Genomic DNA, 13,366 nt, shown 5'->3' with positions numbered 1-13,366 from the left:
GCCGTTGCCGAACCCACGGCTCGTCGACGAGCTCACCGAACCGGTTCGATTCCGTGTCGGGGCCACTCACCACGACCGTGCGTCTTTGATTCAGCGTAGGGTCTGAGCCGTGGCCGCCACTCCCCCTTGGACGACTAAGCCTCGATCCGTGGAGCGATAGGTACGTCCGCGGTTGAGCGGGGGTCGCCTGTCCCCGCGGACGGCAGGGCAGGGGCGTCCTGCTGGTCTGTCCAGCTCTTCCACGATGGGGTTTTGCGCTCGTGCCGGTGCGGCGGTGGACGGGGTCAGGCAGTTGCTGGTGGCCCCAAGGCGTGTCCGAACACGCCGGTCCAGATCGCCAGCCACGTCTCGGCCCAGGGCCAGTGCGCAGGCATGTGCAGCACCGGCCGGCGCTGGGGCCGGGCCAGCCGCGCCGGCACGTGGATGATCTGACGCCGCAGCGTGGCGCCGCGGGCCACGGCCAGCCGGCCGGGGCTGAACGTTCCGGCGGCGCGCAGCAGGTTGTGGGTGATCATCGCGCAGATCACCCAGGCACTGTTGGACGCGAACCGACCGGAGGGCAGATGAGCCAACGGTCCGTCGATCAGGTCGGCGAAGACGGTCTCCACGATCGCGTGCCGCCGGTGGGTCAGGTCGGCGGCCACCGTCGACTCGAGGCTGTTGGTAAAGAAGGGGTGATGACGCCAGACCGGAAACAACTCCTCGAGCTTGGCCTGGTCGCGGACGCGACGCACCACCAGTCGGGCGGTGACCGGCTGCTTGGTCGAGGCGAACGCGGTGAAGGTGGTCTCGGCGACCTCGGCATCGCTGATCAGCTGCCCGGTGTCGGGATCGAGGACGGCACCGGGATAGTGCACCGGCCTCCAGGCGTCCTCGGGGATGGTGCCGATCGCGGCGGCCACAGCGGCGTTCTTGGCCAGCACGAGTGAGAAGCGGGCCTTGGCCCGCAGGCACGCCGCTACGACGGCGCTGTTGCCGTAGGCGGAGTCGCCACGGACCAGGATCTCGCCGCTCGCTCCGGCGGCGCGGGCGGTGGTGATCGCCTCGGCCACCATCGAGGCCGCGCCCTTTCCCGAGCCTGCCTTCCCCGCCCGGAGTCGGATCCCGGCCAGCACCGGCGCCCCCTGGGTGGTGCTGATCGTGGTCGCCAACGGGGAGAGGCCCTTGCGCAGCACCTGCTTGCCCGAGATCTTGGTGTGCCCGTAGCTGGCACCCTGTTTGGCGTGGCCGTAGACCGGGCGCAGCAGCGAGTCGATGTCGACATAGGCCTGCTCGTCGATCCCGGGCAGCAGGTCGGTGCGCTGGGCCAGGTTGACCAGATGCGCGCGTGCCACCGAAGCCAGTTGCAGGGTGTGGCCGTGGGTGAACTCGCGCAGGAACTGACCCAACGTGGCCGGCGCGTAGACCTCGGAGAACAGCAGCTTCATCCCGCCCGAGCGGATCACCTGCAGATCATCGATGCTGTCCGCGCCCGCGGCCATCCCGGCGATGATCGAGGCGACCTTCCCGGCCGGGTTCACCCCCGCCGAGGCGACCCGAGACGAGGCCAGCCGTACCTTCTCGGTCAGCAGGTCGGAGAGTCCGGCCTGCTCGGCCAGCGCCATCACCGGCACCAGTCCCGCCGACGACACCAACCGCTCGTCATCGAACAACGGCGTGGCTCGGGGCCACGGATGAGATAGATTCACTTTCAGTGCCTTGCTGGTGCGGAGCGAACAGGGACCTAGACACTCCCGATTCTTCTGCCCCGCAAGGCACTTCTACGTTCACCCCGCCGCAGCCACGCCGATCAACGACGGATCCTCCACGGATCGAGGCTAAGCTGCAGCGCGCTGTCGATCTGCTCGGAGATCTGCGGGCGAGAATCGACGATTACTTGGCCGACGGAACAAGCGCCGGGGTCGATGTCGTCCGGACCGGGTCAAGCGAGTACGAACTTCGCCTTCGAATCGCGAAGCCACCGGCCCCGCAGTGGTCGGCGGTATTTGGCGACGTCGTCCACAATGTCCGATCGGCTCTAGACGCAATGACCTGGCGCGTCGTAGCCACCCACATGACGAGATCATTAACGAACTCTGAAGAACGCAAAGTCATCTTTCCAATCTGCGAGTCAAGCGAACAGTATGAGCGATCACGCTGGGCGCCGCCTGACCTAGATGCGTCGCTGCGAACGGTCTTTCGTGCTCTTCAGCCCTTCGCTGACGTCGAATCTCTGGGCTTGCCTACGTCTGAACTGGCAGCGGCGGTGGGAAATCACCCATTGACCAGACTCCAACAGCTATCAAACGTGGATAAGCACCGGGGCCTACACGCGACGATTTGCGCCCTCGACCTTGTCTATGTCGGCTTGGAGGACGGCGCGAGCTCCGAATGGCTGCCGGCTGATCCCTGGCCGTGGGCAGATGGCAGTTTGATCGCTCGGGTGCGCATCGCGGGCGACTCGGCTCCCTCGCAGCCAGAGTTCGGAAACCGTCTGGTGGTCGCGCTCGAGGACGGCTCGGGCCCGCTCAGAGCTCAACCGGTCGTTGACCGCCTGAACGGGCTGATCAGCCACGCCGAGTGGATTCACTACGCGCTGGCGCCGTATCTCAAGTAGGTCGACTCACGGTCTTCCGCCGCATGGGCTCTTGGTCCTCGTCGTCGTTTGCGGGCCACCAAGATCGGTCAGCGGGGGCCGCTAACGCCGTAGCCTCGTCCACGGACCCGCCCTGCCAGTGGGCTGCCGCACGGCTCGCCGTCCAGCTTTACGGTGAGGGAGGCAGCCCGTTCAAGCCGGGGGCCGGGAGGCCCCGCGGGTCGCGTTCCGCGCCGCACGTACATGTGTCAGCCGCCTGTCGCCGATTGAATGAACTCGACCACGGCGACTCGGCACAGACGGGCCGACATGTCGTCGCTGAGTGAGAAGATCCGGTGGTGAGCCAGTGCGCGAGCTGCGGACATCAGGTCGATGAACACGACCGCGACGTCCGCTTCCGACTGCCGGATGTGATCGCCGCCCTGCCCGACCAGGAGGCTAGCGACGGCATCCGGATGGACGATCCCGACCCGAACCGCGCGGACATGATCGATACCAAGCAGTTCGGCTCCTTCTTCCGGTCGCTGGTCCAAGTCCGCCTGAGCGGCGGGTACTCAATCACCTACGGCGTCTGGGTCAACGTCGACTTCGACGACCTCGGGCGGGCCCTCGCGGTCTGGAACGAGCCGGACTACGCCGATCTTCGAATGACGGGCACCTTGGCAAACGCCATCGAGCCCTGGGAGGTCCTCGGTTCTTCCGTGACCCTCGGCGTGCTCGATGTGGATGAAATGCCGTGCGTCGTCGACAGCTCCGACGACACGCTCCGCGCCGTCGTCAGCCGCGAATGGGATCACGGTCCGGTCCTGAGTGTGCTGTCTCGGCTGCACTGAACGGCGACGTCCGGACGCCGCGACGGGCTGAGTGTGTCGACCCTGCGTCACTCCGCGACAGCAGCCGGCGTTGGAACCGCCGCGAATTCTCGGCGGCTGTCGGAGCTCCGCCTTAACCGGATCAGACGGATATCGTCCCGCCATGGATCACGATCAGTATACGGCCGGGCGGGGAACGCTGACCCTTATCAACGCAGGTTTGGCTCCTGGCAAGGGACGAAACGATCTCGCGTGGTTCCTCGTCTCCTTGCTCCTGGGCCGATTTGCAACTCTGCTCATCGTGCTCATGCCGCCGGTCGAGGCGAAGCTGGCCTATTAGCCGCGCTGACCGTGCCGTCTGGCAACTGAGGCAGGCCCGAGGGCCGACTCCCTGTGGAGGACGGACCCCGACTGTCCTCTCCGCAGGTTACGGTCCGTCTATGACATCTGACGAGCGCAAGCCTGCGGTGGCGCAGGGCCTGTCCTTCCTCTTCGACAACGAGCCGACCTGGAGCGATCTAGTCTGGTACGCGGATCAGGTGAAGGCGTCCGGCGTGGACCTCAGCGGGCCGATCCTGTTCGACTACGACGACCAGCACGACGAGTTCGGGCGTACGGGCATGACGTTCTACACCCACCCGGACACGGCGGTCGTTGACCCCTGGGCGACGGTGCCTCCGGATCCGTGGGCGGTGCCAGCCGACACAACCGTGCCGACCGATCCGTGGGGGATCCCGGCTGACTCGACGCCGCCGCCAGTGTGGACGCCCGAAAGCCCGGAGAAGAAGGCCGAGCGAGAGCACGCGCTGCAAGAGGCGCGCGAACGCCTCGATCCCGAGATCCGTCGACTCGCTTCGGATCAGGGGTACGAGGTGGACGTCGAGTGGGTCTCGGGCATGGCCGACGTCATCTTCCTGGACCCGTCGAAGTACCACGCGAGCACGGAGTTCCGAAAGAGCGTACGTGCGGCCCTGGCAGGCTCCGGCTGGTCGGCAGCGTTCAACATGCAGAGGACGCACATTCCTGGCCTCGGCGAGCCTGCTACCTGACGAGGACATGGAACCTCGGGTCGCCGAGCACGTAGGCGTCCTCCCAGGTGTCCTTGCCGATCCGGGTGCGGATGCGCACCCGGAACTCCGGCAGGCTCTCCCCCGACCCCATCGCCAGGATGAAGCCCTGCTTGGCTCTGATCTCCAGCGGGCCGACCTCCGTCTCGTCGCCGAAGTCGTCTCCAAGCCTCGCCACGGGGTAGGTCACCCCGTCCGCCGTCACAGGCCGCTCAACCACCACCGAGTCGAGGTCTTCGCCTCCCTGGTTCTCGACGTAGTAGAGGGCCTGGGTGACACCGCTCACCTCGTGCTTGTCGAGCGTGACGACGAGGACCGGCTTCCGCGCGCGCCGCTCGGCGCTCTTGGCAGCGCGCGCCTGCGTCCCGGTGTAGGCGGCTGAGAGCACCGACGCGACGAAGGCGAACAGCGAGACAATAAAGGCGGCGATATCCACAGGGAGCACCGTAGCGACCGGCGCCGACAGCGCTGACTAAACACCTGGGTTGCCACCGGGTTTGCATCGCCGCCGGCGACGGGAATGGTGCGTCACAGCGCCGCCTATCCCCGCGAGTTACCGCATCCAGCCGATGTGCGGAAACGTCGACCTGTCATCCGAAATGATTCCGAGCGTGACGCTGCAGCGCCGCCCCACCTGGCCGCCCGTCTGAACGTTGGCCATCTGGGCGGTCGTGCTCGTGTTGTCGACGTTCACGTCATTCATTCAGAGTTCGCCCGTCCACAACGATTCGTGGTTGCCCCTGCCCACTATCTGGGAACCTAGGCCTCTCACTCGGCTTCGGGCGCCTCGCCGCGGGCAGGTGGGCATGGGGCGCCGCGTGGACTATCGGCACGATCGGGGGCGCCATTGCCTACATGGGCGCTGTCGTGATCTTCGTGTTGACGTACGGAAGCTGAGCCGTCGAAACCTACCTTGCCTCGACCACGACGCGGCTACCGGTTCTGTCACCGGCTGTCTGCCGCGGTCCGTGCGCTTGCGGAGGTGGGTCCATCCGCCGGGTTGGTCACTTCGCCGCGAGCCGGGCGCAAGCCCGTACTCCCCTCAGCCATCGAGAATCGGTTCGGTCAGCCGGTCTTACGAAATCATTCAACGACGAGCCGTCCTCTTCGCCTGGGGCGGCCGCTCAGTGGCTCCAGTAGTTTCGTCCGGCGCCCCGGCGTCTGGCTTGGACGATGTTCTTGTCGGTGATGCCCGTTTTGTGCGGCCAGAAGGCGTACACAGCCGCCGCCACCACGATGCAAACGACGATCACGATCCAGACCATGCCGACCACTCTCCTTCTGCTTCTTGGGACCATGTGGGCTTGGCCCTCAGGACAGCGGCTCGCACCACGCGGAGGTCACCAGACCGTGGGAATGACCCTAGGAACGCCTACGCCGGCGGACTGTTCGCCCGATGACACAGCGCCAGTGAGCAGCGTCACACCGCCGCTTGAGACTCGCAAGGCGACTCCGGCCATATTGGAGCTGAGCGTGGACGGTGGCCTGTGTGGTCAAGAGAACGCAACCGCACACACGACGAACGCCCCGACGCGCAACAGCGTCGAGGCGTTCGGTGTGCGGAGAAGGACTACCGCTTCGCGGTCTTCCGCGCCGGTGCGGCCTTCTTGGCCGATGCAACCTTCGTCGCGGTCTTCTTCGCCGGAGCACTCGCCGAAGCCGTCTTCTTGGCAGCTACCTTCGCGGGTGCAGCCTTCTTGGCTGGTGCGGTCTTCTTGGCCGACGCGACCTTCGTCGCGGCGTTGGTGGCGGTCTTCTTCGCCGGAGCGCTAGCTGCCGCCGCCGTCGTCGTGGCGGCCGTCTTGGTGGCCCCTGCCGTCGCCGGCGCTGCCTTCTTGACGGCTGCGGCCTTGGTCACTGTGCTCGCGGCGGTCTTCTTCGCCGGGACGGCGCTCGCCGGAGCCGAACCACTGTCGAGGCGCTTGACCAGCGTCGTGACGCCCGAAGGCAGAAGCGGCAGGTGCTTGGGCTCACGGCCCAGCTTCACGGTGCCGTTCGCAACGCCCTTGAGGCGAGTGCCAGCACGGAACTTGGCAACCGTCGACTTCTTGATCCGAACAGCCGCACCAGTCTGCGGGTTACGACCAATACGGCCAGCACGAGCGGCGGTCTCGAAGGTGCCGAAACCGGTGATCGAGACCTTCTCGCCCTTCGCCACGCTTCGCTCGACGATATCGATGAGCCCGTCAAGGGCAGCAGCGGCAACCTTCTTGTCGCCCAGTCGCTCGGTGAGCCGGTCGATGATGTCAGCCTTGTTCATTGTTCTCCTGAACTCATGGGTGGCCCGCGTCATTGCCGGGCGAGTGCGTCAAACGATGACGGTCTCTGGTACGGCGTGCGCGATGTGACGGTCCTGAGAATACTCCGTATCCGCGCAACTCGCCGATTTCTTCGGCTTCTTCGAAGTCCCCAGCGCCCAGATCGTCATTCGACGACCGGGCCGGGGCTGGGCGCCGGTACTGACGATTCTCTAATCGCGCTCTTCATGAAGCCAAGGTGCCCTCGCGTCGCCGCGACAGAAGTGATTGCCGATCAGGAACGCACGGAAAGGCCGTCACGACCAGTGAGCCGGTTCGTTGTGGCCTTTCGAGCTGGCTCGCGTCAGTTGGCCGCTTCGAACGCCTGCCGAACGCTGGCGGGAATCCGGCCGCGGTCGGGAACGTCATAGCCGTTGCTCTTGGCCCATGCCCGGATCTCTTGCGGGCTGGTACCGGCCGGGGCAGCGGTCGACTTGCGGGCAGGAGCGCTGGCGCGGCTCGCTTTGCGGCCGGCGTCGATAAACGGAGCGAGGGCCTTGCGCAGCTTCGTGGCGTTCTTCTCGTTGAGGTCAATCTCATAGGACTTGCCATCGAGGGCGAACGAGACCGTCTCGACGCCTTCGGAACCGTCGAGGTCGTCCTCGAGGACAATGTGAACCCGCTGCGCCATTTCACAGCCTTTCAACTCAGAAGTGGAGCGATTACGCGCACTCTAGCCTTCAGGGTGGAATAGGGCATTTGCGTGACCGACCACCATGTGCGGATTTGCTCGCAGTTGCCACATCGGGTGGCCGGTGTGATGGCGTGAAAGCGGCGCTTCACGGCGCGCACTCGCCCGGTCGTCATCGCTTCCACCGCCGCGCGGGCGCGACCCCATAGCGGCGGGGCGTCTCATCCCACAGACAGAAGAGCGGTGAGAAGGCAACGCTCCCGTCGCATTCCGCTCGGCGATGCCGTCTACGTGCAGGCGGCGCCTTCGCAGCATGGCCGGATGTATCCGCATCCGTCGCAGCGCTCGTGGGAGGTCTCCCAGCGCATGAGCGTGTCGCAGTTCGGGCAAGGCTCGGTCAGATCGGCCACCGTCCAACCATAGGTCGCTTGACGGGCCGTCCCCGGCGACACGGCGACACCACGCATTGGTGGCGCAGCGCGTGCACCTCCTCGATGACGAACCTGAATCTCGAGGGGGAACGATGCCAACCTATTCCAAGCCCGCCGACAACGCCGACGAGGCCCGCGAGGCACTCCGCGCGTTTGCACATGCGACACGCGCGATCAATGACCCAACCGATATCTACTCGATCCTGGGAGCGGTGACCTCGGGCTTGGCGTCTCTGGCCCAGGCACTGCATCAACTGGGTGAGTTCCACGACGGGCCGAGAAGCCGATGGGCACTCGTTGGCGACGATCATCGGGCTGGCCGTGCGGCGTCCTACCAGGTGTCGTGGGAGCTGCATCGTTCCGCCGAGATGCTCCAGCAGGTCACCGACGGCGTTGCCCGAGCGCACGAGATCGAGGCGACCATCGCCTATGACCCGAGGAGGAACGCGGCGTCCGCCAACCTCGCGGGAACGGGCAGGCGCTTGTCTGACTCGGTGTCTGAGCCGTTGTCTGGGCCGGGGGTGTCGTTGTGACGGGGTGGCGCGACGGTCGCGTGCACGCCGCAGTCCTGGTCTCACCGCGGCGAGAGCGGCGCAGCGACCGCCGCCGACGCAGGGACGCCGCCCGAGCCGTCATCACAACCGCGCGAGACGCACGGCAGGCAGCCGCGAAGCTGGAGGCCGCCGAGCTCGCCGCGGAACGCCGCGACACCGTTCTGCTCCCCCGTGCCGGGGAGCGCGGGTCAGCGGCGCTGCGCACCCCGGGTCGGTTCCGGCTCCCCCGCCACCAAGACACCTCCGCGACCCTGGCCGGCACCTACCCGTTCCTCGCCGAAGGCGGACTCGGTAGCAAGGGTGTCTTCGTCGGCCAGGATCTGTACTCGGGCAGCTCGTTCGTCTACGACCCCTGGGTTCTCTACGCCCGCGGCCTGATCACCGCCCCCAACGTCGTGCTGGCCGGGATCATCGGCTCGGGCAAGTCCTCGCTGGCCAAGAGCCTCTACACCCGCTCCATCCCGTTCGGACGGCGCGTGTACGTGCCCGGTGACCCCAAGGGCGAGCACACCCCGGTCGCCGAAGCAGTCGGCGGCAAAGCCATCGCCCTGGGGCACGGCATGTCGACCCGGCTCAACCCGCTCGATGAAGGCCACCGGCCGGCCGGTCTCGACGACGCGGCGTGGGACAGTCAGGTCACCAGCCGGCGCCGCGACCTCATCGGCGCCCTCGCCGAGACCGTCCTCGACCGACGACTGACCCCGCTGGAGCACACCGCGGTCGACCTCGCCCTCGACCGGACGGTCCGCTCGTGTGAGGTCCCGGTACTGCCGATGGTGGTCGACCGCCTCCTCGCCCCCGACCGCTCCGATGACCACGACGGCCGGCTGACCGAGGACGGACGACTGGTCGCCCACGCCCTGCGGCGGCTCGTCGCCGGCGACCTTGCCGGGCTCTTCGATGGCCCCTCCACCGTCCGGTTCGACCCGACGCTGCCGATGATCTCCCTCGACCTGTCCCGAGTCACCGAGAACGCCACCTTGATGTCGGTGCTGATGACGTGTGCCTCGGCCTGGATGGAAGCCGCCCTGATGGACCCGGCCGGGGGTCAGCGGTGGGTGATCTATGACGAGGCCTGGCGGCTCATGTCGCATCCCGCGCTGTTGCGGCGGATGGATGCGCACTGGCGCCTGGCCCGTCACTACGGGATCGCGAACATGCTGATCTTCCACAAGCTCACCGACCTCGACAACGTCGGCGACCACGGCTCGGCCATGCGGGCGCTGGCCTCCTCGCTGCTGGCCAACGCCGAGACCCGGATCGTCTACCGGCAAGAATCCGACCAGCTCGGCGCCACCGCCGCCGCCCTCGGCCTGACCCGGACCGAACAGTCCCTGATCCCGACGCTCGGCACCGGGCAAGGGCTGTGGCGGATCAAGAACAGGTCCTTCGTCACGCAACATCAGCTGCATCCCGCTGAGCTCGCCCTCTTCGACACGACCGCCCGAATGTCGACAAATCTCAATGGGTTCGCGACTCGGGGTGAGCAGTGATGACGGTCGATACCCGCGCACGCGCCGCGCGCGAGGCCAAGCTCGAGGCCCTGCATCAAGAGCTCACCACTGCCGTGGCCGGGCTGGTCACCGGGGAGGACTGGAAACGGGCGATGACGTTCGCGGCCCAGTTCCGCTCGCGCTCGTTCAACAACTCGATGCTGATCTACGCACAGCACGCGGCCGCCTACCAACAGGGCCGGGTGCCGGAGCCGACACCAACCTACGTGGCCGGGTTCAAGCAGTGGCTGACCTTGGGCCGAGCCGTGATCAAGGGTCAGCACGGCTACGGCATCTTCGCCCCGGTCACCGCACGCTTCGCCACTACTACGCCGAGTGATCCGGGCTCGTGGCGGCGCCTGGCTCGCGGCGAGAAACCTGGCCGAGGCGAGGTGGCCCTGTCGCGGATGGTGGGTCAGCGCCCGGCCTATGTCTGGGACGTCTCCCAAACCCAGGGTGACCCGATCCCGGAGCCGCCTCGCCCGACGCTGCTGCAGGGGCAGGCACCCGAGGGATTGTGGGACGGGTTGGCCGACCAGATCACCGGCCACGGTTACGAGCTTCGTCTGGTCTCGACCGCGCGGGTGATCGGTGGTGCCAACGGGCTGACCGACTTCGGCACCCGTGAGGTCTCGGTCCGGATGGACATGGACGAGACCGCCCAAGTCAAGACGCTGGCCCACGAGCTGGGGCACGTCGTCCTCCACGCACCCGCAGGGATCGAGTTGGCCGCCGACCTGACTGTCGACGCGGGGTTGCATCGCGGGGTCGCGGAGGTTGAGGCCGAGTCCGTAGCGCTGATGGTCGCGGCGGCGCACGGCCTCGACACCAGCTCCTACACGGTGCCCTACGTCTCGTCCTGGGCCACCAGCGTGCCGGGCAAGTCGCCGGTCGAGGTCGTCCAAGCCACCGCCGAGCGGGTCTGCGCCACCGCGCTCGGGATCTTGGCCACGCTCGACACCACCCAGCTCGGCGACGGTGACCCGCCCGGGCTCGACCGCGACGCTCCCGCCAACCGCTACGCCCCACCGATCAGTGCTGCCGCTCGACATGACGCAGTCGTGCTGGGCCGATGAGAATCCCCGTCGTCCTCCCCACCGTCGACGTCATCATCGATGCCGCCGGCGCACTCACGGCGACCGTCGACGGCCAGAAGTACACAACGGGGAAGCGGCAAGACCGCGGCGACCTGGCCGACCTCATCGACCAGATCACCACCGGGATGCAGACCGCGGTCCGGGTCGTGGTGCACGAGGCCGACGGCAGCACCTATCAGGACATCAGCGTGCCAACCGCGACCCCACCCGTTGACCAATCCTCGAGTGCCCGGTCACCGAGTGTTGGGTCACCGAGTGCCGAACCAGCGACGCGGTCGGTACCTGTCGAGGGCTCGCTCGCACTCGGCGTGGGCGCCATCAGCGGAGCTGGCTTCCAGCCGGGCGAAGACGTGGCACTCGCCTACGTCCTCGCCCACAAGATCGCCGACACCGATGGGCGCACCGTGCTTCGTCTGCCGCCCGCCCTCCTGGCCTTCGAGCACGGCACGGTGCTGATGGTCGGCACCAGCTCGCACCGAGTCACCCTCGTCGCTGCGGCAAACGACTCACCCGTCGATCCATCCCGCAACCGACCCGCCGACACCGCCCTCGACACCGCCCTCGACACGGCCCGGGGCACGGCCCGGGGCACGGACGTCGACGGGGACGTCGACGAGCCGTCATGAATCCCCACGGACGTGCGGTCAACGACCCGCTCGTCAACGCCGGCCTCGGCGGCGCTGGTGCCATATTCGCGATCGCGCTGACCTTACGGATCGCGGGATCCTTCGCCGCCATCCTCACCGGCAGCACGCCGCCGACAGCAGGCATCAGCTCCGGCCTCCGCGTGCTGACCTCACCCAGCGACCCGGCCGGCGCACTGAACGCCCCCGGCCTCTCCTCGGCCGCCTACTGGGCCGTGGTCGCCGTCGTCCTCGCCGCCCTTGCCAGCGCCACCTGGGCGGGGTGGCGCCTGGTCGCCGGTTCCAGGCACCACGCGTCGATAGACCCGCATCGGATCGCCGGTGCCGCATCCAGCCGCGACGTCCGACTCGTCGCCTCCAAACAGGCCTTGGTGGCGCGCGGCCGCACCCTGCGCCCCTCCCTCTCCCACCCGCGCGCGCACCAGATCGGCTACCTCCTCGGCCGCTCACGCGGACAACAGATCTGGGCCTCGGTCGAAGACTCGATCCTGGTCCTCGGTCCACCCCGCTCGGGCAAGGGCCTGCATCTGGTGATCAACGCGATCCTCGACGCACCCGGCCCGGTGGTCACCACCTCGACCCGGCCCGACAACATCGCCGCCACCATCACCGCTCGTCAACAGCACGGCCCGGTCGCGGTCTTCGACCCGCAACGCCTCGCCGGGGACCTCCCGTTCGGGCTGCGCTGGTCTCCGATCCGCGGCTGCGAGATCCCGCTGACGGCGATGGTCCGCGCCGCCGGCCTCGCCTCCGCCACCGGGCTGTCCAGTGGCGGGGTCGAGTCCGGCAGCTTCTGGGAAGGCAAAACCCGCGCCGCGCTCCAGGCCCTGCTGCATGCCGCAGCCCTCGAACACCTGTCGACGCGAACTCTGTTCGAGTGGTCGCTCTCCCCCGCGGCCGCCACCGACGCCGTCGGCATCCTCTCCGGTCATCCCGCTGCCGCGACCGGCTGGGATCAGTCGCTGGGGTCGATGATCGACGCCGATCCGAGGACGCGGGACTCCATCTGGATGGGGGTCTCCCAAGCCCTGTCCTGCCTGGCCGACCCACACGTGCTCGACGCGGTCAGCCCAGCACCTGGTGAGGAGCTCGACCCAGAGCAGTTCCTCACCCGCAACGGCACGCTCTACCTGCTCGCCACCGGCGCCGGTGCCGGCGCGTCCTGGTCCCTGGTCGCCGCGCTCATCGAAGACCTCGCCGAGACCGCACGCCGTCTCGCCGCCGCCTCACCCGGCGCCCGTTTGGACCCGCCGCTGCTGCTCGCGCTCGACGAGATCGGCAACCTCTCCCCCCTGCCCTGCCTGCCCACGCTGATGGCCGAAGGCGGCGGTACCGGCATCACCACCATGCCCGTCCTGCAATCGCTGTCCCAAGCCCGGAACCGGTGGGGTGAGCATGCCGCCAGTGCGATCTGGGATGCCGCCATCGTCAAGGTCATCCTCGGCGGCGCCTCGGCCTCCAAGGACCTCCAAGAGCTCTCGATCCTGATCGGGGAACGCGACGAGACCACCGACACCATCTCCACCGGCGACTACGGCTCTCGGAGCCTGCAGCGCTCCATCCGCCGCACGGCGATCCTGCCGCCCGACCGGATCCGCACCCTGCCGTTCGGCACCGGACTCGTCCTCCTCCGCTCCGCACCTCCAATCGTCACCGACCTACGCCCCTGGACCAGCCGCAAGCAGCAGTTTGGCGACTCGAGCTGACCGGAACGCGCTGCGCACCTGACTGACGAGAGCGGCAACCCTCCCCGGGGCCGCACCCC

At 67.7% G+C, this 13,366-nt stretch carries 14 protein-coding genes; 9 read left to right on the top strand and 5 right to left on the bottom strand.

Going from position 1 to position 13,366, the window contains the following annotated elements; all coding sequences use genetic code 11:
• Positions 1-284 precede the first annotated feature (284 nt).
• Positions 285-1,688: an IS1380 family transposase gene (locus ACYQ1K_RS07180; RefSeq protein ID WP_459982141.1), complete on the bottom strand. Its 1,404-nt coding sequence runs from the start codon at positions 1,686-1,688 to the stop codon at positions 285-287.
• A gap of 599 nt (positions 1,689-2,287) precedes the next feature.
• Between ACYQ1K_RS07180 and ACYQ1K_RS07175 the strand changes: the two genes are divergently transcribed.
• The 4 genes from ACYQ1K_RS07175 (at position 2,288) to ACYQ1K_RS07160 (ending at position 4,436) form a co-directional block, all read left to right on the top strand.
• Positions 2,288-2,596 (top strand): hypothetical protein, encoded by a 309-nt coding sequence (locus ACYQ1K_RS07175; RefSeq protein WP_459982140.1) that lies wholly within the window; start codon positions 2,288-2,290, stop codon positions 2,594-2,596.
• Positions 2,597-2,913: 317 nt separating this feature from the next.
• The gene (locus ACYQ1K_RS07170; protein WP_459982139.1) at positions 2,914-3,408 is read left to right on the top strand and encodes a DUF2199 domain-containing protein; all 495 of its coding nucleotides are present in this window, start codon (positions 2,914-2,916) and stop codon (positions 3,406-3,408) included.
• Between the two features lie 142 nt (positions 3,409-3,550).
• Complete coding sequence (locus tag ACYQ1K_RS07165) at positions 3,551-3,727, top strand: hypothetical protein (protein WP_459982138.1); 177 nt, start codon at positions 3,551-3,553, stop codon at positions 3,725-3,727.
• 100 nt (positions 3,728-3,827) lie between these two features.
• Entirely contained in the window at positions 3,828-4,436 is a 609-nt protein-coding gene (locus ACYQ1K_RS07160) for a hypothetical protein (RefSeq protein ID WP_459982137.1), read from the top strand.
• Here ACYQ1K_RS07160 and ACYQ1K_RS07155 read toward each other — a convergent pair.
• From ACYQ1K_RS07155 to ACYQ1K_RS07140, 4 genes are all read right to left on the bottom strand, one after another.
• The gene (locus ACYQ1K_RS07155; RefSeq protein WP_459982136.1) at positions 4,429-4,890 is read right to left on the bottom strand and encodes a hypothetical protein; all 462 of its coding nucleotides are present in this window, start codon (positions 4,888-4,890) and stop codon (positions 4,429-4,431) included. The two genes, ACYQ1K_RS07160 and ACYQ1K_RS07155, sit on opposite strands and share 8 nt — an antisense overlap.
• Before the next feature lie 688 nt (positions 4,891-5,578).
• Entirely contained in the window at positions 5,579-5,719 is a 141-nt protein-coding gene (locus ACYQ1K_RS07150; RefSeq protein ID WP_459982135.1) for a hypothetical protein, read from the bottom strand.
• A gap of 305 nt (positions 5,720-6,024) precedes the next feature.
• On the bottom strand, positions 6,025-6,714 hold the full coding sequence (locus ACYQ1K_RS07145) for an HU family DNA-binding protein (protein WP_459982134.1): 690 nt from the start codon (positions 6,712-6,714) through the stop codon (positions 6,025-6,027).
• Positions 6,715-7,055: 341 nt separating this feature from the next.
• Positions 7,056-7,382 (bottom strand): histone-like nucleoid-structuring protein Lsr2, encoded by a 327-nt coding sequence (locus ACYQ1K_RS07140; RefSeq protein ID WP_459982133.1) that lies wholly within the window; start codon positions 7,380-7,382, stop codon positions 7,056-7,058.
• Between the two features lie 469 nt (positions 7,383-7,851).
• On the opposite strand from ACYQ1K_RS07140, the gene ACYQ1K_RS07135 reads away from it, so the two are divergent.
• Genes ACYQ1K_RS07135 through ACYQ1K_RS07115 form a run of 5 tightly spaced genes read left to right on the top strand, consistent with a single transcriptional unit; the run spans position 7,852 to position 13,307 of the window.
• Entirely contained in the window at positions 7,852-8,346 is a 495-nt protein-coding gene (locus ACYQ1K_RS07135; protein ID WP_459982132.1) for a hypothetical protein, read from the top strand.
• Positions 8,343-9,860: an ATP-binding protein gene (locus ACYQ1K_RS07130; protein ID WP_459982131.1), complete on the top strand. Its 1,518-nt coding sequence runs from the start codon at positions 8,343-8,345 to the stop codon at positions 9,858-9,860. Before ACYQ1K_RS07135 ends, ACYQ1K_RS07130 begins: the two co-directional genes overlap by 4 nt.
• Positions 9,860-10,936 (top strand): ArdC-like ssDNA-binding domain-containing protein, encoded by a 1,077-nt coding sequence (locus ACYQ1K_RS07125; RefSeq protein ID WP_459982130.1) that lies wholly within the window; start codon positions 9,860-9,862, stop codon positions 10,934-10,936. The genes ACYQ1K_RS07130 and ACYQ1K_RS07125 overlap by 1 nt, the downstream gene beginning before the upstream one ends.
• Positions 10,933-11,583 (top strand): hypothetical protein, encoded by a 651-nt coding sequence (locus tag ACYQ1K_RS07120; RefSeq protein ID WP_459982129.1) that lies wholly within the window; start codon positions 10,933-10,935, stop codon positions 11,581-11,583. Before ACYQ1K_RS07125 ends, ACYQ1K_RS07120 begins: the two co-directional genes overlap by 4 nt.
• A complete protein-coding gene (locus tag ACYQ1K_RS07115; RefSeq protein WP_459982128.1) occupies positions 11,580-13,307 on the top strand; it encodes a type IV secretory system conjugative DNA transfer family protein in 1,728 nt (575 codons plus the stop codon). Before ACYQ1K_RS07120 ends, ACYQ1K_RS07115 begins: the two co-directional genes overlap by 4 nt.
• The last annotated feature ends 59 nt before the right edge of the window (positions 13,308-13,366 follow it).

It is taken from the genome of Nocardioides sp. AN3 (assembly GCF_054653495.1).
Note: the sequence above shows the minus strand (reverse complement) of the source record. Positions and strands in the feature narration are given on the sequence as shown.